21 protein-coding genes and 1 pseudogene are annotated in these 22338 nt (G+C 70.9%); 3 read left to right on the forward strand and 19 right to left on the reverse strand.

Features of this window, described 5'->3' with window-relative positions; all coding sequences use genetic code 11:
* The 5 genes and pseudogenes from AB0367_RS00005 to AB0367_RS00025 form a co-directional block, all read right to left on the reverse strand.
* Positions 1-188 (reverse strand): annotated as a pseudogene (locus AB0367_RS00005) (hypothetical protein); the annotation flags it as partial.
* Between the two features lie 383 nt (positions 189-571).
* Positions 572-1180 carry a hypothetical protein gene (locus tag AB0367_RS00010; RefSeq protein ID WP_366223924.1) on the reverse strand — a complete coding sequence of 203 codons (609 nt, stop codon included), beginning with the start codon at positions 1178-1180 and terminating at the stop codon, positions 572-574.
* 84 nt (positions 1181-1264) lie between these two features.
* Positions 1265-2488 (reverse strand): M48 family metalloprotease, encoded by a 1224-nt coding sequence (locus AB0367_RS00015; RefSeq protein ID WP_366223925.1) that lies wholly within the window; start codon positions 2486-2488, stop codon positions 1265-1267.
* A 294-nt stretch (positions 2489-2782) separates the two neighbouring features.
* Positions 2783-4231, reverse strand: a complete 1449-nt coding sequence (locus AB0367_RS00020) for a S8 family serine peptidase (RefSeq protein WP_366223926.1) — start codon at positions 4229-4231, stop codon at positions 2783-2785.
* 421 nt (positions 4232-4652) lie between these two features.
* Positions 4653-4823: a DUF3073 domain-containing protein gene (locus AB0367_RS00025; RefSeq protein ID WP_366223927.1), complete on the reverse strand. Its 171-nt coding sequence runs from the start codon at positions 4821-4823 to the stop codon at positions 4653-4655.
* A 263-nt stretch (positions 4824-5086) separates the two neighbouring features.
* Here AB0367_RS00025 and AB0367_RS00030 point away from each other — a divergent pair, with 263 nt between their 5' ends.
* Genes AB0367_RS00030 through AB0367_RS00040 form a run of 3 tightly spaced genes read left to right on the forward strand, consistent with a single transcriptional unit; the run spans position 5087 to position 6137 of the window.
* Positions 5087-5566 carry a hypothetical protein gene (locus tag AB0367_RS00030; RefSeq protein ID WP_366223928.1) on the forward strand — a complete coding sequence of 160 codons (480 nt, stop codon included), beginning with the start codon at positions 5087-5089 and terminating at the stop codon, positions 5564-5566.
* Positions 5567-5589: 23 nt separating this feature from the next.
* The gene (locus tag AB0367_RS00035) at positions 5590-5811 is read left to right on the forward strand and encodes a hypothetical protein (protein WP_366223929.1); all 222 of its coding nucleotides are present in this window, start codon (positions 5590-5592) and stop codon (positions 5809-5811) included.
* A gap of 44 nt (positions 5812-5855) precedes the next feature.
* Entirely contained in the window at positions 5856-6137 is a 282-nt protein-coding gene (locus tag AB0367_RS00040) for a hypothetical protein (RefSeq protein ID WP_366223930.1), read from the forward strand.
* Between the two features lie 367 nt (positions 6138-6504).
* On the opposite strand, the gene AB0367_RS00045 is transcribed toward AB0367_RS00040, so the two are convergent.
* The 14 genes from AB0367_RS00045 to AB0367_RS00110 form a co-directional block, all read right to left on the reverse strand.
* Complete coding sequence (locus AB0367_RS00045; RefSeq protein WP_366223931.1) at positions 6505-7227, reverse strand: class I SAM-dependent methyltransferase; 723 nt, start codon at positions 7225-7227, stop codon at positions 6505-6507.
* A gap of 211 nt (positions 7228-7438) precedes the next feature.
* A complete protein-coding gene (locus AB0367_RS00050; RefSeq protein ID WP_366223932.1) occupies positions 7439-7963 on the reverse strand; it encodes a PASTA domain-containing protein in 525 nt (174 codons plus the stop codon).
* A gap of 144 nt (positions 7964-8107) precedes the next feature.
* The gene (locus tag AB0367_RS00055; protein WP_366224628.1) at positions 8108-9121 is read right to left on the reverse strand and encodes a hypothetical protein; all 1014 of its coding nucleotides are present in this window, start codon (positions 9119-9121) and stop codon (positions 8108-8110) included.
* A gap of 158 nt (positions 9122-9279) precedes the next feature.
* Positions 9280-9882, reverse strand: coding sequence for a hypothetical protein (locus AB0367_RS00060; RefSeq protein WP_366223933.1), 603 nt, complete (start codon positions 9880-9882; stop codon positions 9280-9282).
* A 202-nt stretch (positions 9883-10084) separates the two neighbouring features.
* Entirely contained in the window at positions 10085-13570 is a 3486-nt protein-coding gene (locus tag AB0367_RS00065; protein ID WP_366223934.1) for a hypothetical protein, read from the reverse strand.
* A complete protein-coding gene (locus tag AB0367_RS00070) occupies positions 13570-14925 on the reverse strand; it encodes a DUF6271 family protein (RefSeq protein ID WP_366223935.1) in 1356 nt (451 codons plus the stop codon). Before AB0367_RS00070 ends, AB0367_RS00065 begins: the two co-directional genes overlap by 1 nt.
* A complete protein-coding gene (locus tag AB0367_RS00075; RefSeq protein WP_366223936.1) occupies positions 14922-15116 on the reverse strand; it encodes an MbtH family NRPS accessory protein in 195 nt (64 codons plus the stop codon). The genes AB0367_RS00070 and AB0367_RS00075 overlap by 4 nt, the downstream gene beginning before the upstream one ends.
* On the reverse strand, positions 15113-16102 hold the full coding sequence (gene speB / locus AB0367_RS00080; protein WP_366223937.1) for an agmatinase: 990 nt from the start codon (positions 16100-16102) through the stop codon (positions 15113-15115). Before speB ends, AB0367_RS00075 begins: the two co-directional genes overlap by 4 nt.
* A gap of 13 nt (positions 16103-16115) precedes the next feature.
* Positions 16116-16868, reverse strand: coding sequence for a phytanoyl-CoA dioxygenase family protein (locus AB0367_RS00085; RefSeq protein WP_366223938.1), 753 nt, complete (start codon positions 16866-16868; stop codon positions 16116-16118).
* Between the two features lie 29 nt (positions 16869-16897).
* A complete protein-coding gene (locus AB0367_RS00090; protein WP_366223939.1) occupies positions 16898-17935 on the reverse strand; it encodes an ornithine cyclodeaminase family protein in 1038 nt (345 codons plus the stop codon).
* On the reverse strand, positions 17925-18989 hold the full coding sequence (locus tag AB0367_RS00095) for a pyridoxal-phosphate dependent enzyme (RefSeq protein WP_366223940.1): 1065 nt from the start codon (positions 18987-18989) through the stop codon (positions 17925-17927). Before AB0367_RS00095 ends, AB0367_RS00090 begins: the two co-directional genes overlap by 11 nt.
* Positions 18980-19918: an ornithine carbamoyltransferase gene (locus tag AB0367_RS00100; protein ID WP_366223941.1), complete on the reverse strand. Its 939-nt coding sequence runs from the start codon at positions 19916-19918 to the stop codon at positions 18980-18982. Before AB0367_RS00100 ends, AB0367_RS00095 begins: the two co-directional genes overlap by 10 nt.
* Positions 19915-20481 (reverse strand): 2OG-Fe(II) oxygenase, encoded by a 567-nt coding sequence (locus AB0367_RS00105; RefSeq protein ID WP_366223942.1) that lies wholly within the window; start codon positions 20479-20481, stop codon positions 19915-19917. Before AB0367_RS00105 ends, AB0367_RS00100 begins: the two co-directional genes overlap by 4 nt.
* A gap of 31 nt (positions 20482-20512) precedes the next feature.
* Positions 20513-22336: an aspartyl/asparaginyl beta-hydroxylase domain-containing protein gene (locus AB0367_RS00110; protein WP_366223943.1), complete on the reverse strand. Its 1824-nt coding sequence runs from the start codon at positions 22334-22336 to the stop codon at positions 20513-20515.
* Between the last annotated feature and the right edge of the window lie 2 nt (positions 22337-22338).

Raw genomic sequence — 22338 nt, forward strand, 5'->3', positions numbered from 1 at the left:
CCGTTGGCCGAGCTGGCGCCGGCGATGTCGACGCACTTGCCGCCGAATCCGGTGATCGGCCCGGTGGAGGCGGCCGAGGCGGCCGTCATGCCGACGACGGTCACGCCGATGACGGTGGCGAGCGTCGCGGCGACGGCGAACCCGACGCGGTGGCGCGGCCAGCGCCGGGCGGTGGTTGAGGGTGTCACGTGCGGCTCCCTTTCTGGGCGGCGCCCGCACTGGACCCGTGTGATTGGGGGAGGTCCCGTGTCGGGCGGGAGCAGGCCCCTGCCGACCGCGTGGGTGAGGCAGAGGCCAGATCTGTCAAGGTAGTTAACAGATTTACCGCAGGCTATGCCTGTATCTGAAGGCAAGTCAATATGGGACGTAAATTAAGGTGCTGAGCTGCGGTTTTATGCTCCGGCGAGGACTACTGCGTGGGCCGCGCGCTCGGGCAACCACGTGCGGGCGCTCACGCGAGTTCGGCACCGGGCGGCAGGTGGCACGTCGAGGAGGCCTATGTCAAAGTCGGCGAGTCTGGCGGTACGCATGTCGGGCGGTCGACCGCACAGCGGCGAGGTGGAGCTGACGATCAGGGGTTGGATTGTGCGGAAACGGTGAGCTTTTTGGTGAGGTCGGGATAGCCGACCACGGTGAGCAGGTACGTGTGGGTGGTCGTGCTCTTCGACTTGTCGCACGGGAATGCCAGCGTGAGGTCGCCGTTTGCATCGTATGTGCCGTAGAGGCCCGGGCCGTCGACCGACACGGTCACCTTACTCGCGCCGGTCACAGACCATTCGATGGTGACATCCTTGCCGGGGCTGCTGTACGGCGCGTCCGAGGTGGCGACCACCGGGCAAGACGGCTTGGTGCGGACCTGGAACTTGGCGATCCGCGGCCCGGTCGAGGACGACGTCGTCGTTGCGCTGGACTGGCCACCCTGTCCTTTGCTGCTGCCGCCGTTCCCGATGCTGGCGTTTCCGCTGCCGCCGTCAGATTTGCTGGTGTCGCCGCCGTTTCCGCCGATGCTGCCGTTTCCGCCGCTGCCGGCGTTGTTCGAGTCGGACGGGGCCGGTGCGGGCGCCGGAATGGACGTGCCGGCCTTCGCGGTGGTGGAGGTGTGCGCGCAACCCGCCAACGCGATCGTGGCAGCGCAGGCTGCGGTGATCCGGATGGCGCGCGGTACTGAATGGCTGATCATGCATCGACGGTAGGGCCTTGAGTGTTGCGGCGAATCCTGCTTTTGGTCAGGTGCGCGCTCATCGCCAGAAGCGCGCATCGGGAGCTATGTGTAGGCGGCCTCGGCGGCCCGGGCGCGTAGCCGGTCGTAGCAGGAGCTGAGCTCAGTGTCGATGCGCTGCGCCTCGGGCTCTGACATGGTGACCGCGGGTGGCTGATCCGGGTGAGCGTGCGCCATACGTGCCCGCCGCCCGGCTGGCGGGTGGGTCGCGAGTAGCGACGCCTGTGTCCGCAGCGATCGCTGCCGCAACTGTTCCAGGTCCGGTGTGTTGCGGAGCGCCTGCTCGCCGGCGGTACGCCAGTCGTCCGGCCGGGCGGCGCGGCCGTGCAGAGCCATGAGGGTGGGCACGAGATCGGCGGCGATGAGCGCGAAGTCGAGCAGGTCCGCGGTAGCTTTGGCGCCCGCGACTTCGGAGCCGATCTGGTCGGCGAGGTACTCGGCCCGCTGGCCGTCCCGTTGCCCGAGGACGAGCAGCAGCGTCAGCATCAGGTCCAGCGGCAGCATGAGAGGGATCGCCAGCGGCCCCAACACCCGGAACAGCGCGATGCCGAGCGCGTCGATCAGCGTGCTCAGTGTGTGCCGGGCCGAGGCGACCAGCCCGATGCTGCGCACGTCACCGTTGACGAAGTGGCCGAGTTCGTGGCCCAGCAGCGCGATCCGCTGCTGTGGGGGCAATGCGGCCCACAGCGGCAGGCCGACGCACAGCACCCGGCGTCGGCCCCGGCGGCTGGCCGACGCGTTGACGTCGGCGGCGAATCCGACCACGTCCGGCATAGGGGCGCGGGCGGCTGCTGCGGTCCGGTCGAGGACGGCGTACAGGGTTGGCGCGGATTCGCGGGTCACCACCCACATGTCGTCCGGTAGGCCGCGCGTCAGCCGCGGGCGGACCGCGACAGCGAGGAGCGTCAGCACGAGGCCGAGGATCGGCGTGGCGCCCGGGCCCTTGAGCATCAGATAGACCCCGCCGATCAGCGACGCGGGGCCCAGGGCGACCACGAGCGCAGAGAATCCCAGCAGCAGCGCTCGGCCGAACCGGCCGCCGCGGCGGCGCACCGGTTTGCCGGCCAGGCGGCGGAACCCGTAGTCGTCGAGCCAGAACGCGACCCGGTGCGCGGCGCGATCCAGGAGCCGGTTGCCCCATGCGGTGGGCACCGTGAGCCGGTCGAACGCAGCCAGGTTCCACTCGCAGGCGGAGCACCACGGTACCTCCGGCGCCCGCACCACCAACGGTGCCGAACAGCGGGGGCAGACGACGTGATTACGGGTCACGGATGCACATTGTCCACGCGGTTGGCGTCACCGGAAGTCCCGTTTCCTCAGGGGCTGTCTGGCGCGGATGCGCTGGGCAGTTGCGACCTGCGTCAGCTGGAATCGGCGGGCTTGCCGTGTGGCTGGCGCCGGGCAGGAAGGCGAGCAGGATCGACAACGGCCCCGGCCGGCACGGTGCGTGCTGGCCGGGGCCGTTGGGATCCGTGTCACGTCAGGTGCGGCCACGCGGCGGCGGTGCCGCCCAGGCGACCGTTGCCGGCCTGTGCCCGATCTTGGTGTCGGCGCGCAGCAGGGTCACGGCCGCCCCACCAACCGGCGTGCCGTGCTGACCGGTGACGGTTCCGGCCGGGTCGATTTGTACATTGAAATCGCGTCCGCCGCGGCGGCGATGTCCAGCCGATGCACCTGCGTGCCGTCGCGCGGGTCGACGACCAGCGGGCCGGTCGAGATCAGCGCGCGGACGAGCTGTTGCGCGTTGGCCGTGGCGTTCGCACTCACCAGGACCGCGACCGCGCCCGCGACGTGTGGAGCGGCCTGCGAGGTACCGCTGAGTGTCACCTCGCCGCCAGCGATGTCGACGCCCGGCGCGAGCAGCGACAGCAGCGGGCCGCCCTGGGAGAAGCACGCGATATGGTCGGCGCCGGGGTTCTCCGCGCAGCCCCAAAGGTGACCGCCATTCGAGTTGGCGTAGACCGCGCCGACGCGAACTGCGCCGGTCGCGCAGGCGGGCGACCCGACGCCGGGCCGGAACCGGCCGCTGTTCATGGCGGCGTTGCCGGCCGACACGACCGGCACGATGCCGAGCGCCCGCAGGTTGAGGAACGCTGTCGAGTAGATCGAGTCCGAGCAGTCGCTCGTGTAGAAGGCGGTGGAGCCGAAGCTCATGTTGACGGCACGGATGTTGCGCCTCGGCCCGTCGCGGGTGATCGCGTTGAGCGCACTCAGGATATCGCTGTCGTAGGCTAGGACCTGATTGCCGGAGACCAAGCGGAAGACGTTGTAGATACTCAGGTGCGCGCCGGGCGCGGTCGCGGCGACCGTCGAGGCGACGTTCGTACCGTGGTGATCCTCGGCGTCGACGTCGGCCCGCCCGCTGCCACCGAGGTCGACGTAGCTGTCGATCCGGCAGCCGCTGGTGCCGTACCCACCCGAACAGTCACCGAACGCCCCCTGGGCCAGGGCCGGATCGACACCGGTGTCGAGGACGGCGACGGTGACACCCGAGCCGGTGAATCCGCTCGCGGCCGCCTGGGGCTGGCGAATGAGCGCGAGATCGTCCGGTACCGCGGTAGGGCGGGACAGCTTCGGCGTAGCCAGCCCGACGACACCGGGCGTGGCCGCCAGTGCCGCCAGCGCTGCCGGGTCGGCGATGGTGACCAACTGGAACGGAAGCCGATCGTAGTCCTTGCGCACCTGCAGCCCGCGCCCCGCGTGACGGAGTGCGGCGCTCTTCGTCGCCGTGTAGGCAGCCGCGGCCTGGTCGGCACCCGCCTGACGCGACGACCGGTCCAGCCGCTGCGTCGTCGCGGCGCCGATCTTCGCCAGTCCAGCGCTGGAGTCATACGTGACGAGGATTTCGGCCCCGCCAGCCCGGACCGCGGCGACGACATCCTCCGGGATCGGCGCGGGTCCGGTGCCACCGGCCGGCTTACCCACCCCACCGGATGGCCCAGGCCCTGGTGGCGCGGCCGACGACGAGCCGCTGATCATCACCATCGCCGCTACGCCCAGGGCGCTTGCCACGGATGCAATGCCTCGCCAGGACCGCACGCGGCCTCCTCTGCTCATAGACCCGCATAATGCCAGAACCCATGCGGAGACGCACTGCAGGCGCTCTCCACAGATTCACTCGTTTGAGCCGGATTTCGAGCGGATCGTCGCGGGCGAAGAGCTGCTGCCGGTGAGCCCTTTCTGAGTTACCCGCTGGTCAGATCCAAGAGGTGTCGGCCTACCTGGATGATGACCTGCTCGCGCCGTGACGTTCCGTAGCGAGCCGATCGCGGCAGATCAGTGCGCCGCATCCTGGCGCTGATGCTTCCCCAGGATGCGCCGCATCTGCCCGGTCGGCAGGGCGGGGGTTGGCCGCCGCTTGTTCAGCCACTTCCAGGTCGTCAAGCAGCGCCGTGATGCGCTCCAGCGGCAGACGCGGGCAGTCGGCCCGCGGTTATTGGCCGCGGTCGTCGTCTTCGCTGATGTGGTCGGCCTGGTCGTGGTCGGCCGTCTGGGGCGCGCCGGCGAGTTCGCGTTGCAGCGCGGTGAGGTTGGTGGGTGGGCTGAAGTACTTCAGCTCCCGGGCGATTTTCGCCTGCTTGGCCTTGGCTCGTCCACGTCCCATTGCCTGCCCCCGTCATGACTGGGTCGCCGTCGCGACCGCGCGAGAGTGTCCGTTCGTTCCGCCACAGTACATCGGAACCGGCCGGCGACGAGACACCGACGTGATGCACGGATGTCGAGCTGCCAGGCATCTATTTCGACCACTGTGAATCTTGGCTGGGCGGGACACTCCTGGCTCGGTGCTGTGGGGTGGCGTGCCACTCGCCACGGGATCCCAGCGGGATGTGCTTTGCGTGCTCGCCGGCGGCCGTCATGCTCGGCTTCGTGGACGTTGTCGCGCAGTGGGTGCGTACTTCGTGGACCAAGCGGTCGCGGGGAGGGCTGGCGGCGGCGCGGCGTAACGCGGCCCCGGTTGGGTTCGTCCTGCCATCCAGCGTGTGCCCGGCCGTGCACGAGGTGCTCATGGACGAGGCGCAGGACTTCGAGCCCCGTATGTCGATGCGCGACGGGGAACCTGATCGGGCGGCTGTGGAGTTGAAGGAAGCCGACGACAGGTTGCGGGTGGAGATGAGGGTCACCCCGTCCGGGATGCCGCGGCGCTGGCGCCGGCCGCCGGCCGTGTGGTTGGCGGGTGGCGAGTGGGTGCGCTGGCAGGTCAATTACCGCTTCTCCTGGCCGTTGGCGGCGGGTGGGGCTTGGAGCTATCGGCTGGACACGCTCAACGTGGCCTACGCGCCTACGAGCGTTGACGTCTTCACTGGTGTCCCGGCTCGCCACGTCGACGAGCGGGCGCATCTGCGGTAGACGGACTCGAGGGGTGGTGCGCAGTGGCGCAGTACGTCATGACGGCTGAGGACGCGGTTGTGCTGTTGGCGCGGCTGAACTCGCACGGCGTCGATGTGTGCGTTGGCGGCGGCTGGGGTGTGGACGCGTTGTTGAAGGAGCAGACGCGGGAGCACTCGGACCTGGACCTGTGGGCGCCTGCTGCGCAGTTCGAACGGCTGGTCGTCGCGCTCACGGAGGCTGGTATCGGCCAGCTCTTCCCCTAGCCTGGCGATCGGCCCTGGAACTTTGTGGTGCACGACGGGGCCGGTTGCGGGTTGACCTGCACATGTACGAGCCGCTGCCGGACGGGTCGTTGCACTTCGGATCGGTCGTCGACGGTGTGGTTTTCCCGGCCGAGGCTCTGGCGGGGCACGGGCTGATCGCCGGGCGGGCGGTGCGGTGCGAGGCCGCCGAGTGGTCGGTGCGCTGGCATACGGGTTATCCGCCGCGGGATTCGGACCGTCACGATGTGCCGTTGCTGTGCGAGCGGTTCGGCATCGAGTTGCCGGAGGCGTTCGCGCAACGCGGACAGGGGCCGAGGGGTGGGTGAGGGGGGCGGAGCATCAGCCGCTGTCCCCTCTTGCCCTGGGCAGCGAGGTGCTGCTCGGAGCCGGCATCAGCGACGTGCGCAGCTTCCCGGCGCCAGGTCTCGGAGGCCGCCCGCACCAACGGATCGGGGGTCTCCTACAGCTCTCGCAGGACCGTCTCCGCCAGCCCGAAGCGGATGGCCAACGCCATGATCACGGAGCTCGTCGGTCGAGGACGATGCGTTCGGTCCGGCTGCCGGCCACGGCGGCAAGGTGCAGTGGGGCGGTCGGGCGGGTTCGCTCGCCGAGCCGAGCTGGATGAGGTGCTGGGCTGCGCCGAGCTTGGCGCGCAGGCTCGCCCGATGGCCGTATGTTGTTGAACCGCGAGTCTTAAGCGAGCCGTTTGGCGACGAGGATGATCTCGCGTGAGTCCGGGACGAGCGGTGTTCGTTGCCAGTCGCCGTAATGGCGCGACACCGAGAATCCCGCCGCTTCGAGCGAAAGGACGAGGGAAGAGGCGTCGCGGAAGGCAAGGACGTCACGGTTCGAGGCCTCTTCACCTGTGTGCAGATTGCGAGTGAAGGTGTCGTAGGCGACCAGCGGCAGCGACACCCAGGCGGTCTCATGCCAGAACTCAATGTGCCCTTCAGGAGTGTCCAGAGTGCGCAGCGTCGCCTGCCGCGTCCATTGTTCCCACGCGCGGGCCGCCGGGTTGCGGGACTCGAAGGTCAGTGTCCCGTCCGGTACGAGCGCTCGGTGCAGGTTCTGAAGAGCAAGGGACCATGTGTCATCTTCGCGAAATACCTGTGCGACGTGACCGGACATGACCGCGAAGTCCGCGGAGCTGGTGTCGGCGCAGTCGCTGAACCCGAGCCGCCAGTCGACGTCTGCACCGCCGGGCCGCTGTCTCGCGACGCGAAGCATCTCCGGATCCGGATCAATACCCACCGCTGCGCGACCCCGTGAGGCAAGCAGCCGTGTCAGCGTTCCGGTCCCGCACCCGAGGTCGATCACACGAGTAGCCCCGAGTTCGTCTGCCAGCGCAGCATAGAAGCGATAGTCATCGTCGTCAGGGTTCAGCTCGTCGTACGCTGCGGCGAAGTCCAAAGCCATTCGTGAAGTCAGCCTCAAGAAGATCGGTCTGCGCAACGGGTTAATGCCTGCCGGCGAGCTTTTGCCTGGTGACGCTTCATTCCAAGATGCTCAAGGATGCGGGTGTCGAGGTCATGCTCAGCGGGGCTCGGATGCCGCGCTGACCTGGCCATATGATCTGGAAGGTGTGCACCGATCGCACGCCTTCCAGATCAGCTGCATCGCCGTTTGACTATGCCTTCTTTGTGCAAGTGAGTACGATGAGCGTGTCCGTCGTGACCTGGCTTTCGGCTGGTTGCGACTGCTTCGTCACCGTCCAGTTCGCGGCCAGGATGACCATACTGTCGCCCGGGTCCTGCGAACCGAGCTGGACTTTGGTCAGCCCCAGACGCTTGAGCTCGTCCTGCGCCACGGCGGCGTTCTTGCCAACCAGGTTCGGCATCGTCACTGCGATCGCCGACGGTGACGCCGACGCCGACAGCGAGGCGGCCGGTGACGGGACTTTGCTGGTAGGTGCGGTGGCTGCGGTTGTTGTAGCGGCGGCGGCACTGACTCCCGGCGCGGCGTTCTTCTTGTTATCGCCGATGACGGCGTTTACGGCAGCAGCGCCGCAGCACAACAGCAGCAGCGCAGCAGCGACAGAGGCGGCGATGATGACGGCCTTGGGTGGCCAGCGGCGAGCGGATGGGTTCGGCTGGTTGGGTGTGAACTGGGGGCCCGGCGGCGGAAAAGGCAGGCCGCCGTCGCCGACGGCCAAGAGTGGAGTGACCAAACTCGGCCGCATCTGCCGGTCGACCGGTTCGACACCCCGGCGGGGCAAGCGTTCGCCAGCGCCGGGATCTGCGTGGTGGCGTTGGCCGGGCCGGCGCCACACCTCTACAGAGACTTCACCCAGTCGCGTTCAGCGGGCCGCTACGCCCGACATTTCCTTGCGCTGCTCCCTGTCGGTGGGCGACGCGGCTCGCCGAAGCGCAGCGATGACTACCGCGGCGGCCGCAGCGAGGGTGAACACCGCTATCCCAGCGAAGGCGATCAGTGTCTGCCGATCGGGATGGGTCACCGGCATGCCTCGTTTCGCCTGCCAGGTGAGCGATGCGAACACACCGGTGTAGCCGAGACCGGCGACGCCGACCAGACGGGCCCGGACCCGTTCGTCGCGGAGCCATCCGTGACTCGTCGCGAGTGCACCCAGAATCGCCGTGATGAGCAGCAGCACCTGGATGGCGTGCATGCCGACGAAGTGCGGTACGCGGAGGTCGCCGCCGGTCGTGCTCCAGTTGGTGAGGAACATTCCGTTGCCGTCGGGGTCGCCGATGCCGTGGCCGCCGGTCATGGACACCGGGTTGCCGTTGGCGTCGGTCACCGTGCGGGGTCCTGCGCCTGAGGAGTTGCTGAGCCAGAGGGCTACAAACATGCTGGCGACGGCAAGCCCGAGTCCGGCGCGCAGGGCGCGGGTCATGGCGCGGTCGCCGGTGCGTTGGATCAGGACAAGTACCGCGATGACCAAACTGATCAGCATGAGCGGCATGACGCCGATGGAGAACACCGTCCGCACGGTTTGAGCGACCGGCTCGTTGTTGTTGTTGAAATGACTGACGGTACCGTGTGCCGCAGCGTAGACGACGGCACCGACGTCCAGCAGGCCGGCGATCGCGAAGACGGTGCCGAGCCACCAGCCGATACGTCTGCCCTTGTTCAGCTTGCTGAGCAGCCACGCCAGCGTCAGGCCGTACACCCCCATGGCGAAGCCGAACTTCATCGGCTTCACCCAGACCGATTCGCCCATGAGCAGGCGATCGTCGACGAACAGACCGACGGCGCAGACCAACGTCAGGGTGAACATGAGCGTCGCGTTCGCCACCAGCGGGCGATGCCAGCCGCGTATTGCGCTGAGGCATGTTGTAAGGATGGTCATGGGGCACTCCATACGAGAACCAGCGGGTCGTAGCCATTGACCGAACGACCCACCGCGGATGCTGTTGATGACCATCAGCCTCAGCGAATCCATCCCGTGCAACCATCCGACATGCCCCCGAATGCGCCCGACCGTCAACCCCCGCACGTGCCCGGGGGTTAGCCCCCGGGCAGGCGCGCAGAACTGCGTCCGAATTCGAGGATCTTGACGGGGCGGGGCTCCGCGACCGTTGAAGCCTTTCGCCGCCCGTGCAGGGTTCCGAGCTGATCTTCGGGCTGGTCCTGCCGGAACATGCTGATGACCCGGAGGGCGTCGGTGAACCGTCGGTCGGGTCGGAACGGGTCAGCGTGGTACGAACCCACCTTGACCGGCTGGGCGCCCCCGATGTCCAAGACGATGGTCGCCAGCGCGTGCCACAGGTCGCCGGGCCCGATGGCGCGCCACGCGATCGGCGTGATCCCGGTCCGCCACAGCACACCGGTGCTGAAGCCCGAGGTGGCCGAGGCAACGGCCACCTTCGGTGCCGCCTTGCCCACCGGCTGGTGGAGGAGGCATTCCATGCCGGTCGCATCCGCCAGTCGCAGCAGCTGATCCGCAGCCGCGTCCGGGGTCGCTCCGATCAACTCCTGCACCGCAAGTACATCGGAATCGATGTCACGGATCACCTCGAACAAGTTCTCCTCGCGTGCCGCGACATCCGTGACCGCGCCGGGGTCATTCCTGCCGAAGTTGAACAGGTTGTAGGTGGCGAACGTGATCAATCGATGCCCTCCTGTCGTGAGATGACATCCGTCATGCGGTGGCCGTCATCGGCGGCCGACGGATCGGGCCGTGCTGGAGGTCGCCGCGCTCACCCTGCTGTGGCTGCCGGCCCGGCGCCGTGGTCCTGGGCCGCTGACCCGCTCCGGCGGCAAGGCCGACAGGGGTTGAGCCGCGCGGATGCGACTCAACCCCCTGTCGGGCTCAGTCCGGTGCGCCGTTGAGCTGGACTTCCAGCATCGCGATTTCGCCGTTGCGGGTGAAGATCGCGGCGCTGGGCTCGGGCGGCAGGATCAGGGCAGGGATAGTTTCCCGCTCGCCCGAGGTGCGGGTGATGACGATCTGCGGGGTGCCGTTGCGCTGGACGATCACCGGGACCTGGCAGAAGGTGAACGCCAGGGACTGCGGGGGGACCGCGACGGTGCGGCGCTCGCCGTGCAGGTTGACGTAGCCGAACTCGGCGCCGTCGCTCAGGAACTCGTTGCCGCGCAGGGTTGTGGTGCCGAACCGCAACCGGCCTTCGGCCACGGTCAGGCCGAGTTCGCCCAGGCGGCAGAGGATGTCCTCCTTGACCTGGCCGGTCATGCCGGGCTGCTGCGCGCCGGCGAAGCCGGGGGTGTGGGAGTACGTGTCGATTGGGACGGCGCCGTGGCGGTCCGGGGACTTGTGCATGCCCAGGCCGTCGCAGATTGCCTCGTAGTGGGCGCTCAGCCGGGCGTGGGCGGCCGGGTCGTCGGCCGACCTGGCCAGGACCTCCTGCACGGCCAGCCGCAGCTTGGAGACCATGTGCCAGTAGATGCAGCCCAGGCCCTCGTACTTGAAGAAGGTGCCGGACCGGCCCGTGTAGGAGTGGTGGTCGAAGACCTGCTCGTAGAGGCGTGTGAGGTGGTCGGCCTCGGTGTCCGCCAGCTCGCGCAGCCGCGGTTCGGACAGGGCGTCCAGCGCCGCGGTGAGGTCGCGGACGTTGCGGAAGGTGCCGTTGAAGTACACGGCGCCGTCGGCCGCCTCGCGCACCACCGTGCGGTCGTCGCGGTCGAGGAGGTGCCGCAAGAGCGGGGACGCCTCGACCACGCCGGCGGGCAGGCGGCCCCTGTCGAGGAAGCCGGGCAGGTCGCGGTCGGGGTGCAGCAGGTAGCTGTTCTGGTCCTCGCGGTACAGCGGGCTGGACCGCAGCGCGTCCAGGACGTCGGCGGCCTCGGCCGGGGTCAGCAGGCCCGCGCTGAGCGCGGCGACCTGGCCCTCGAGCATCAGGTCGAGGTGGCAGATGACGACGCCGCCGGCGGTGAAGCGCAGCACGTTGTAGGCGTGGAACAGGCCGTCGGGGCGGCGGTTGGCGCGGATGGCGTTGTCGACGTGACGCAGGGCGACCACGCAGAGGTCGCGCAACTCGCCGGCCGGGAACTGCTCCGGGGTACCACTCAGGCCGCTTTTGTAAAGCTCGGCCCGGTAGTCGCTGCCGGCCTCCGCCAGCTCGTCCAGGAGGCGGCGGCGGTCAGTGTCCGAAATGGACGGACCGATCAGGGCGGTGGCGGCCGTGAGCGTCGCGGTCACCCGGCGGGCCAGCTCGGCGACCTGGGCCGACACCGGGTATGTCGCCTCCGGCGGGGTCGCGCCGATGAGGTCGTGCAGGAAGGTCAGGTAGCGGCGCAGGTAGCACAGGGTCACCACCGACACGCCGTTGCCGACCAGGGCGTTGTTGCCGTCGTTCCACTCCGGGCGCTGCGTGTTCAGCCAGATTCCCGTGCCGGGCACGTAGTTGACCAGCCTCGCCAGCGCCACCAGGAGCAGCTTCTCGGCCAGGGTGACCCGCAGGGGCGCGTCGTCCGGGCCGGGCAGGAGCAGCGCGTCGGTGCCGAGCGCCGAGCGGTCCAGCAGCAGGCGCTGGTGCAGGTCGGCGTCGAAGTCGATGGACCGGTGCGGATCGGCCGTCAGGGCGGCGTACGGCTTGATCCGGTACGGCACGTTGGCGTACGCGAACACCGGCCGTCCGAGCAGCGACTCCAGCCGGCCCGGGCGGAACCGGCTCTCCGCCTCCAGCAGCTTGAGCAGGTAGATCACCTGGTGGTCGCCCCAGTAGCCGACGTTCAGCGAGGACTCGCCGGGTTGCAGCGACTGCCAGGCGAAGCCGTGCTGGGTGATGTGGTACGGGTTGTAGCCGTCGGCGGTCGAGCAGTCGAGGAACTTGGCGATCATGCCGTCCAGGTAGCCCGGGTAGGAGTACGCGAGCGCCTCCCAGTTCTGGAAGATGTCCCGCCAGTTGCCCTCGTAGCCGGTGGCCGGGTGCCCGGTCTCGGGCTCGCTCGCGGCGATGGAGAAGGTGTTCCACGGCCGGCTCGGGTCGCCGTGGCGGCGGCTGTACCGCAGCGGCAGGTACTCAAGCGTCAGCCGCTCCAGCGCGGGATCCCGCTGCTGCGCGGCGGCCACCAGGTCGTCGCGGGTCGTCACGGCGGGCAGCTGCGCCAGCCAGTCCCGGTGCCGAAGTGCGACGGCCGGCGACGCGCGCCGCAGGTATGCGGCGAACTCCGCGCTGTCGATCCGGTAGCCGTGCACCGGCACGCCGCCGCGCATGACGTTGTACAGCGTGTTGGAGTAGTGCCGGGCCGTGTTCAGCCCGTCCGCCGTGCACTGCAGGCCGTCACTGCCGGCGAGTACGGCGACGAGCCGTTCGGCGCCGCGGGCCACGTCGGCGCGCACCCGCGCGATGGCGTCCGGGGCGTCGAGGTCCTGGCGCAGCGCGATGACCTCGGCAGCGTCCAGGCCGACATCCGCGCCGACGACCCACTCCCGGGTGGCATCCGCGGCAAGGAGGACCTCCGCCACGACCAGGAAGGCGCCGCGGCGGCCGCGGATGCGCTCCTCGGTCCGCGGCGCCCCGCCGTGCCGGAACAGGTCCAGCTGCGTCGTCGACAGCAGGTACGCGGACGGCTCCAGGCCGCGCGACCACGCTGCCGTGGCCCGCAGCGACTCGCTCGGCTCGGCGGTGTCCCGCGGCAGCGCGCTGAGCCGGAACGTCGCCAGGCCGCAGCGCCCGTGCAGCTCGTTGTCCTTGTAACCGTCCGCGATCGTGCTGAACCGCTGCTGCCCGACCGCGTCGACGCCGGGCGGGATCAGGTTCTGGATGCCGTCGAGGATGTCCACCGCCACCGGTTCGCCGGTGCACTCGGTGAGCGTGCAGTCGCGGACGAACCCGAACCGCTCGCTGGTCGACCAGGCCTGGGTGAACGCCAGCCCGAGGTCCTCGTTGACCTCGGTCAGCCGGACCGTCGTGCCGTCCAGGCTCTTGTCCAGGGTCCGGCGGACGCGGTACAACTCGGCGGAATGCTCCGAGAAGGGCTCCCACCGCTGGGTCGCGCCCGCCCGCCGCACCCGCAGCACCGTCCGGCCGCCCGTGCGGTCCAGGCTCTCGTAGATGCGGTCGTCGGTGTAGTAGGGGAAGAGGGCGAGATCGGGGGTCCGGCGGCCGGCCGTGAGGGCCCCGTTGCTGGCCAGGAACAGCCAGTGGTCCGAGCTGCTCGCGACGCTCATCAGGAACGGTTCCATCGCGTCGTGGTTCTCGATGCGGTAGAACGGCCGGCCGTCCAGCTCGACCAGGCTCCCGGTCGCTGGTCGCAGCGGCGGCCGCACCGGCACTCCGGCGACGCCGAGCGTCGTTTGGGCAAGGACCTCCACGGATACCCCTCTATCAGTCATCAGCTCAGGATCAGCGGGTACAGCTCGGTGGCGGCCGCCGGGGCGGCGGCCACCAAGGCCGGCCAGCGCTCGGCCAGCCAGCAGTAGTCGTCGACGCCCCGGACCACGTCGGCGACCAGGTCGGTGGCGCGGTCCGAGGCCGCCTTGGCCACCGCGCCGAGCCGGGCGGCGAGGGGCCCGTCGGTGGACGCGGCGGCGTTGCGGTACACCGCTGCGAACCTCGCCGGCATGGCCTCGATCTCCGGCAGTGTCTCGGCCAGCGCCACCCGCAGCGCGTCGGCGTGCCGGCCGGCGTCGAGGGAGCCGTCCGGGTTCAGGTAGGCGGCGGGGGCGGCCCGGATCAGTTCGCGCTGCCGCCAGGACGCCACCCACAACAGCACCAGCCGCAGGTCGCGCAGGGCGTACTCGACGGCGCCGGGCACCGGGCGGCCGACGTGCCGCTCGTCGCCGTACACGTGCCGCATCTTGCGCGACTGGAAGAGCACCGGTGCGTCCAGCTGGGTGAGCAGGTTGCGCTGCCGATAGTCGGTGCCCAGCGTCCGGATCATCGGCATCTCCGGCAGCTGCCGGAACACCCCCTGGACGCAGGAGACACCCAGCTCGATCCGGTCCGCATCCGCGTCCAGCTCCAGATGGTCGTCGGGGTGGTAGCGCTGCCCCTCTGCCAGGAAGTAGTCGCGGACGTCGTCGGCGAGGCCCGGGGTCGCCGGGCCGGAAGGCCGGGTCAGCGCCTGCAGCGCGACGGCGTGCTCCAGGCCGGCGGCCAGCACGTCTCGCCGGTCCTGCGGCGCGTCGCCGAGGTAGCTGCTGCCCACGAAGTCGACCCGGCGGTCCCGCAGCGCGGCCGGCACGGCCTCGGCGCCGAGCAGGCCGGCGACGTCGCGCAACGGCCGGCCGATCGCCCCGGCCTCCAGGACGCCCGGATACCTGGGCACGCCGTCGACCACGTCCGGCACCAGGTCGGAGTCGCGGCGGTGCAGCACGTCGATGTCGAGGGCCGCGGCGACCAGGAAGGCCTTGTTCGGCCCGGCTCCGTAGGCCAGGTCGCGCGGGTCGAGCAGGGCCGCGGCCCGCCCGGCGTCGCCACCGGTGAGGCCGGCCGCGGCGACCAGCACGTGGGCCACCGCCGGCCAGGCCGCGTCGGTCAGGTGCAACGCCGGCACGTCGTGCTCGGCGACGCCCTGCTCCAGGAGCGTGCGGTGCGCCGCCGAGGTCTCGGCGCCGCCGTGTTCGACCAGCATGAAGAGATATTTCTGGCCGGTGATCTCGCGTAGCTGGGCGCACTCGGTGAGGCCGTGCCCGATCGCGTCCGGCGACCACCGGTTGGTCGGGACGTACAGGCCGCGCTCGGTCACCGCTGCTCCACGGCGCGGGCGCTTTTCGGGGTGATGTCGGTCCAGACCCGGGCGATCTCGTCCAGGCACTCGGCGCGGGAGCCGGCGAACCCGGTCGCCTCCCAGCCGTCCGGCAGCGCAAGGCCGGCCAGGTGCACGGAGTACTGCTCCTCGTCGTTGACGACGACGACGTACCGGTCGGGCGCGCTCATGACGTCGTCCCCACGGGCTGCCGGGTCGCCTCGTCGGGGGCCGCCCGGGTCGCGAGGCGGTGCCGGGCGAGCAGGCAGACCATCTCGTAGCCGAGGTTCGCCGCCAGCACCGCCGTGATCTCCGCCGGGTCGTAGCTCGGCACCAGCTCCACGACGTCGAAGCCGACGTAATCCTTCGGGCCGATCTGCCGCAGCAGGTCGATCACCTCGAACGAGGTGAGGCCGCCGGGCTCGGGCGTGCCGGTGCCGGGCGCGTAGGCAGGATCGACCACGTCGAGGTCGAGGCTGATGTAGACGGGCCGGTCGCCGACCCGCTCCCGGGCCCGGCGGGCCGCCTCGGCGACCCCGCCCCGGATCTCGTCGGTGGTCACGTAGTCCAGGCCCAGCTCCGAGCGGAGGCAGTCGTAGGTCTCCGGCCCGTCGACCGAGCCGCGCAGGCCGAGCTGGATGGACGCGCCGGGGTCGACCAGCCCCTCCTCGATGGCACGGCGCAGCCACGAACCGTGGCTGTACCGCTCACCGAAGTACTCGTCGGCGCAGTCGGTGTGGGCGTCGAGGTCGATGACCGCCACCGGCCCGCGCTCACGGAAGGCGCGAAGGTGCGCCAGGGTGCAGGAGTGGTCGCCGCCGAAGAGCAGCGGCACCGCGCCGGCCGCCAGGACCCTGCGGACCGTGCGCTCGATCGCCTTGTGGGTGCGCTCGGTGTTGCCGGGCACGACCGGGACGTCCCCGTAGTCGATGACCCGCAGCTCCCGGAACGGCGCGACGCGCTGGACCGGGTTGTACCCGCCGACGATCCCGGACGCGGTGCGCACGGCCCGTGGCCCGAGCCGGCCGCCGCTGCGGTACGTCACCGAGCCGTCGAAGGGCACGCCGACCACGGCCACGTCCACCCCGGTGAGGTCGCGGCTGTGCGCCATCCGCGCGTAGGTCGGCACGCCGGCGAACGCGGCGATCGGGACGTCTTCCTCGGTGTACGGATCCATGCGCTCTCCCCGTTCAGGCATTGACGTGGACGGCATTCGCGCCGCGGTAGGCCAGCGCGAGCGACGGCCGCGGCCGGTCGCTGACATTGCGGGTGCTCGCGTGCACCAGGGCGGTGTCGAGCAGGAACGCGTCGCCGGCGGCGGCGACGCCCGTGGCCACGTCGAACCCGAAGCCGGCCACCACCTCCCGGCTGATGAACTTGAACCCGCCGAAGTCGCGTTCGTCGTGCGGGAAGACGCCGTGACGGTTCGAGCCCAGCCACAGGCGCAGTGGCCCCATGTCCGCCGTGATGTCGTCCAGGGCGATCCAGGCGTGGAGGTACTGGTGCGGCTCCAAATGCTCGAACGCCGAGTCCTGGTGCGGGTTCGCGACCGAGCCCAGCGGTCGCTTGACGAAGTATTCGGCGTAGAACGGCACCGGCTTCCACCCCGTCACGTCGGCGACGAGCCGCAGCATCGCCGGGTCGCCGAGGACCTCCTCGAAGTAGCCCGAGTACCGCTGCAGCTCGTTCGCGACCCGCACCGACCCGTCGGCCTCGTAGTGGACGTCGCGGGTCAGCGTCGGCACGACCTGCGTCATGTGGACGTCCAGCTCTGCGCGGATCCGCGCGATCCGGTCCGCGGTGAACAGGCCGCCGATCCGGATCGCGCCCGTCCGGGCGTACTCGGCCGCAAGCTCCGCCACCGGCGCGTCCGGGCTGAAGGCTCGCAGCTGCGGCAGCACAAGGCCGGTGCCGTACTCGTCATCGACGATGTCGTGCTTCATATCCGACTCCAGGTTCGTCAACAAAGTGGTCAGACGGGCAGCCGCAGTCCTACGCCGCTGTCGCACGCCAGGGCGTACACCTCTCCCGCCACGGCGACGTCCAGGACACCCATGCCGAACGGGTTGCTGAGCACGATCTCGTCCTGCTTGCGGCGGCCGGGGTGCCGGCCCGCCAGGACGTCGCCGAGCGAGGCGTCGACCCGCCGCGGCGCGGATGGCTCGGCCGGCACCGGGTCGTCGGCGCCGACCAGGTCTCCGCTGCGGTACATGCGGCCGAGCAGCCGCCGATCGTCCGCCTTGATCAGGTCCCAGTCGTCCACGATCAGGAGATCCGCCCGGCGCACCACGTCTGGCAGCACGTCGTCCAGGGAGACGTGGGCGAGCAGGGCGCCCGGGCTGAGCCACTCGTGGGGGATGTAGCCGGTCGTGGTGGTCGTGGTGGTGACGACGATCTCGCTGTCCCGGACGGCCGCCTCGGCGCTGCCGACGGCCGACACGGCCAGCCCGCCAAGGGTGAGCCGGGCCGCCACCGCCTCGGCCCGCTCCGCCACGTGGTCGAAGAGGACGAAGGCGGCGCCGGGGTACTCACCGGCCAGCAGCTCGACGTGCTGCTCCCCAAGCGCGCCGGCCCCCACCACGCCGATGCGGCGCGGCTGCGCGACCGCCAGCGTCCGCGCGCTCAGCACCGTGTACGCCGCCGTCCGCAGGGCGCTGATGTGTGCCGCCTCCATGATGGCGACCGGGTGCGCGCGCTCGCGGTCGAAGAGCAGGGTGAGGCCCTGCGCGCGGGGCAGGCCACGGCCCGGATTGGCGAGGCTGCTGTTGATCACCTTCAGGCCGATCGCCGGGCGGTCACTCCACACGGCGCCGGGCAGGGCCAGGCTGCGGGCGAAGTGGCCGTCGGTGGTGTGCCAGGGCAGGTACGCCTCCTCGGGCAGCGTCGTGCGCCCCTCCGCGTGCAGCACGAGGGTCCGCGCGACTGCGGCCACCACGTCGAGGCCAGCGCACAGCTGTCGTACGTCCGCGCGGGTCAGGTAGAGCAGGCCGGCGGGGTCGTCAGTGGTCATCGGATACCTCCGGGGAGCTGATGGTCAGGCCTTCGGCGCCGGCACTCTCCTCGGCCGCCTGCACGGCGGCGAGGACCCCGCGCTCGGCGAGCCAGCCGTCGTCGTACACGGTGCCGCGGTAGTTCTCGCCGCCGTCCGCGCTGATCAGCACGGGCCGGCTCATCGGCTCGCCGGCGGCCTCGGCGGCCAGGTAGCCGCCCAGGACGGCGCCGCTGGACGAGCCGAGCGCGAGCCCGGTGCGCCGGGCGAAGAGCCGGCACAGCGCCAGTGCCTGGATGTCGGAGACGTGGAAGGCGCGCCGGTAGTCGCTGGAGTCCAGCAGCGTGGACCGGCGGGGCGCGCCGATGCCGTTCAGCAGGTGCGGCCGGGGCCGGCCGCCGACGGCGAGCGAGCCCTCCACGTCCACCGCGTAGATCGCCGCCGTGCTGCCGAGCCGGCGCAGGCCGGCGCTGATCCCGCTGAGCGTGCCGCCGGTGCTGACGGCGCAGAAGAGCGCGTCGAAGCGCCCCCCGGTCTGCTCCATCAGCTCGGCCGCGGTCACGTCCCGGTGGATGGCCGATCCCGCCGGACTGTGGTACTGGTCGGTCCAGCGCAGTTCGGGCCGCCGCTGCCGCAGGTCGCGCACGGCGGCCAGCCGGGTGAGCAGGTAGCTGCCGTGCTCGTCCGGGACGTCGACCAGCAACAGCTCGACCCCGAGGTCGCGCATGCGGGTCAGCAGCGGCCGGGGCACCTTCGGGTCGACGACCGCCTGGAAGTGCCAACCGGCCTGCGCGGCGAGGTGGCCGAGCGCGACGCCGAGGTTGCCGGAGGTGGACTCGACGATCGCCGACCCGCGCGCCAGCGGCTGTTCCGTGTGCAGCGCCGCGAGCAGGCCCAGCGCCGTGCGGTACTTCACCGACTCCGTCGGGTTGCCCATCTCCAGCTTCACCAGCACCCGCCGGGAGCGGCCCCGGAAGCCGATGTCGACCGGCAGCAGTGGCGTGCGCGTCGCCGCCGCCTGGACCAACCCGGCCGGCGTCAGCTCGTCGCCGATCAGCCTCCCCGTCAGCGCCATCCGGCCACTGCCCACTCGAGCACGGCCATCGCGGCGTGGAGTTTGTGCTCCGCCTGCTGGAAGGCGATGCTGCGCGGACCGTCCAGCACTGCAGCCTCGACCTCGTCGCCCCGGCGCGCGGGCAGGTCGTGCATGAACACCGCCTCCGGGACCTGGTCCAACAGGAGCGACGAGACCTGGAACGGGGTGAAGTGGCGCCGCCAGTCCGGGTCCGCCTTCGAGGTGCCGGTGGTCTGCCACCGCGTGGTGTAGACGACGTGCGCCTTCGCCGGCAGGTCGGCCAGGTCGTGCCGCTGGGTCACCTCGCCGCCCCGCTCGGCGGCCGTGCGGGCCGCGCGGCGCACCAGCTCGTCCGGCAGCCCGTAGCCCGCCGGGGTCCGCAGGTCCAGGCACGCGCCGGGCACCCGGGCCAGCGCGAAGGCCAGCGCCGAGGCGGTGTTGTTGCCCTCGCCGAGGTACAGCAGGCTGAGCCCGTCGAGCGAGCCGCGCACCGTCAGCACGGTCGCCAGGTCGGCCACCGCCTGCGTCGGGTGCTCGTCGCTCGTCATCGCGTTGACCACCGTCATCCGGTCCTGAGCGGCCAGTGCCCGCAGCTCCGCCGGGTCGCCGGCGGTCCGGGCGACGAACCCGTCGAGCATGCCGGAGAGCACCCGCGCGGTGTCCTCGACCGTCTCCCCGGTGTTCTCCTGCAGGTCGTTCGGCCCGTAGGCGATCGTGTGCGCGCCCAGCCGGTGCGCGGCCACCGTGAACGACGTGCGGGTGCGCGTGGACGTGCGGCGGAAGTAGATGCCGACCGTGGCGCCGTCCAGCGGCCGGCCCTGCGCCCGGCCGCCCGCGGCCGCGTACGCCGCCGCCCGGCGCACCAGCTGGTCCAGCTCACCGGCGCTCAGCGCGTCGAGGGTGAGCAGGTGCCGGCGCGGGCCCGTCATCGCCACGTCCCCGGCGTCTTGAACTTGACCGCCAGCGTCAGCCGGGACTCGTAGCACTCGCGCATCGGGATGCCGACGCGGTGCGCCAGAGCGCCTTCGAACACCAGCATTCGACCCGGCCGCGGGGTGATCGCGTGGACGGCGTCGCCGGCGGCGTTGAAGAACGTCAGCTCGCCGCCCCACTCGGTGCGCCACTCGGCGTTGACGAAGATCAGCACCGTCACGTCGTTCCGGTCCGAGGCGCAGTCCTGGTGCGGGAAGCCCATGTCGCCGTAGATGGTGAGGTTGCAGTGCACCCGGTAAAGGGTCAGCTCCCGGCCGGGGAAGAGGGCGGCGGCGGTCTCCGGGGCCTGCTTGGCCAGCTGCCAGGTGGCGAACTCGGCCAGGTCGACATCCGTGTTGAAGGTCCGCACGTGGGCCTTGTCGGGTCCGTCGCTCTCGTCGCGGACGAACGCGGCCCGCGCGAACCGGTCGTTGAGCTGTGTCACCTGGTCGGCCGAGAGCACGCTGTCGAGCACGTGCACAGACCGGTCGTCGATCGTGTAGCTGTACGTCGTTTCCATGATCGGCCCCCTCCAGAACTTCGGTGATTGGTCAGTAACGATCGAAGACGGCCGGCTCGCAGGCCGGCTGCAACACATCGCGGACCGCGCGCAGCGCCGCCCGCTCCTCAGTGGACAGCTGCGGATGCCAGATGTCCGCGAGGACGATCTCCCGCGCCGCCTCGCTGCGGTTCCACACCTCGTGCTCGTAGGCGTCGGAGAAAGCGAGGCAGCGCCCCTCCTGCCAGGACCGGGTCTGCGTTCCGACCCGCATGGCGCAGCCGGCCGGCACCCGCAGGCCGAGGTGCAGGGTCAGCTTGTAGTCGTTGTCGTCGACGTGCGGAGCCAGGACGGCGCCGGGGCCGACCCGCGAGACGATGACGTCGCCGGACAGGAGCGCGGCGTGGGCGTCGAGGATGCCGGCCGTCACCGGGCACGTGTCCCGCACATCGGCGGGGACCGCGCCGTCGGCGAAGAGGGTCGTGCTCAGCCAGGCGCGGTCGCCGGGCTCGTTGAACTTGGCCGTCATGTACTCGCCGACCAGGTAGCCGTCGAGGCCGCCTCGGCTCCGGCCCAGCTCGTCGACCTCGGCCCGGACCGTCTCCCAGTGCTCCTCGAGCGCGGCGGCGAAGCGGTGCAGTTCGGGGTGTTCCTGCGGCGCCACCCACGGCTCGGCCGGGAGCCCGGGCAGGTGGAACAGCGCGGGCCGCTGGCGTGGGTCGGTCAGCGTGCGGGGCGCGTCGCCGATTGCCATGTCGATCGCCGCGGTGACCCGGTGCATCGCCTCGTCGCCGTACTGCCGCACCACGTTGGCCCGGACCTGCCGCAGCGGCGCCGCCAGCTCCCGGCGCACGAACCGGCGCCGTCGTCGGTCGCCGGCGAGCTGGCCCAGCGCCACGGTGCCGGGGCCGATCCGGCCCGCGAACACGTTCCCGCGCACCCACGGCTCGCACTCGCCCGCCGCGGTGCCCTGTCCAGCCAGGACGCTGAACCCGGTCGGCCGCAGGCGCAGTTCCACCGCCTCGAGCGTGCGGCCGGTGTCCCAGTCGCCCATCCGGGAGCGCAGGGCCGGCTCCGGGAAGTACTGCTCCGGCTTGCGAAAGAACGGCAGCTCGGCCGCGCCCGACAGGTCCAGCAGGCCGGCCTGGCCGTCGCCGGTGACGCCGAGGGCCGACACCCAGGAGAGCCCGGCGTCGAGGCAGAGCTCGGCGGCGGTGGCGAAGCGCAGCGGGCGCACGATCGGGTTCAGGTATGTGTCCGCGTCGAGGACGTCGTGGTCGCGGGGCTCCAGCTCGGCGGCGCCGGGCTGGCCTCCGTAGCGGGTCGGCGAGACGGACAGGCCCAGGGCCCGCACGACCGCGAGGTCCGGGCCCTCGTCCCCGGCCCCGAACATCGAGACGAGCCGGTGCTCCAGCATCCGGTGGTACTCGCCCATCTCGTGGTACAGCCAGAGGTAGACGAGCCCGTCGGGGGACAGGCGGGCGGTGAGTCCCCGCAGCGCCGCCGCCGGGTCCGGCAGGTGGTGCAGCACCCCCGAGCAGACGATCAGGTCGAACTGCCCGCTCACCTCCGGCGAGCCCAGGTCTCCCTGCACGAACTCGACGTTGCTGACCTCGTGCTTGTCCGCCAGCTCGCGGGCGACCGCCAGGGACGCCGCCGAGGCGTCCAGCCCGACGAAGGTGGCCTCCGGATACTGGGCGGCCAGCGCGACGAGCCGGTGCCCGGTCCCGCAACCGGCGTCGAGCATCCGCCACCGGCGCAGCTCGCCGTCGTGCAGCGCGAGCGACAGCGCGTAGGCCGTGTCGCTGATCAGGTCGGACCGGGCCGACGGGGCCGGGTAGGGGAAGCGTTCGTAGAGGGAGTCGGAGACCGTCACCA

Source organism: Dactylosporangium sp. NPDC051484, assembly GCF_040689395.1.
Classification (GTDB): Bacteria; Actinomycetota; Actinomycetes; order Mycobacteriales; family Micromonosporaceae; genus Dactylosporangium.

Excerpts from the sequence above, each read along its gene's own strand:
- AB0367_RS00010 (WP_366223924.1), bottom strand. The coding sequence starts at position 1,180 with ATGATCAGCCATTCAGTACCGCGCGCCATCCGGATCACCGCAGCCTGC.
- AB0367_RS00025 (WP_366223927.1), bottom strand. The coding sequence starts at position 4,823 with ATGGGACGTGGACGAGCCAAGGCCAAGCAGGCGAAAATCGCCCGGGAG.
- AB0367_RS00045 (WP_366223931.1), bottom strand. The coding sequence starts at position 7,227 with ATGGCTTTGGACTTCGCCGCAGCGTACGACGAGCTGAACCCTGACGAC.
- AB0367_RS00055 (WP_366224628.1), bottom strand. The coding sequence starts at position 9,121 with ATGACCATCCTTACAACATGCCTCAGCGCAATACGCGGCTGGCATCGC.
- AB0367_RS00065 (WP_366223934.1), bottom strand. The coding sequence starts at position 13,570 with ATGACTGATAGAGGGGTATCCGTGGAGGTCCTTGCCCAAACGACGCTC.
- AB0367_RS00075 (WP_366223936.1), bottom strand. The coding sequence starts at position 15,116 with ATGAGCGCGCCCGACCGGTACGTCGTCGTCGTCAACGACGAGGAGCAG.
- speB (WP_366223937.1), bottom strand. The coding sequence starts at position 16,102 with ATGGATCCGTACACCGAGGAAGACGTCCCGATCGCCGCGTTCGCCGGC.
- AB0367_RS00085 (WP_366223938.1), bottom strand. The coding sequence starts at position 16,868 with ATGAAGCACGACATCGTCGATGACGAGTACGGCACCGGCCTTGTGCTG.
- AB0367_RS00090 (WP_366223939.1), bottom strand. The coding sequence starts at position 17,935 with ATGACCACTGACGACCCCGCCGGCCTGCTCTACCTGACCCGCGCGGAC.
- AB0367_RS00095 (WP_366223940.1), bottom strand. The coding sequence starts at position 18,989 with ATGGCGCTGACGGGGAGGCTGATCGGCGACGAGCTGACGCCGGCCGGG.
- AB0367_RS00100 (WP_366223941.1), bottom strand. The coding sequence starts at position 19,918 with ATGACGGGCCCGCGCCGGCACCTGCTCACCCTCGACGCGCTGAGCGCC.
- AB0367_RS00105 (WP_366223942.1), bottom strand. The coding sequence starts at position 20,481 with ATGGAAACGACGTACAGCTACACGATCGACGACCGGTCTGTGCACGTG.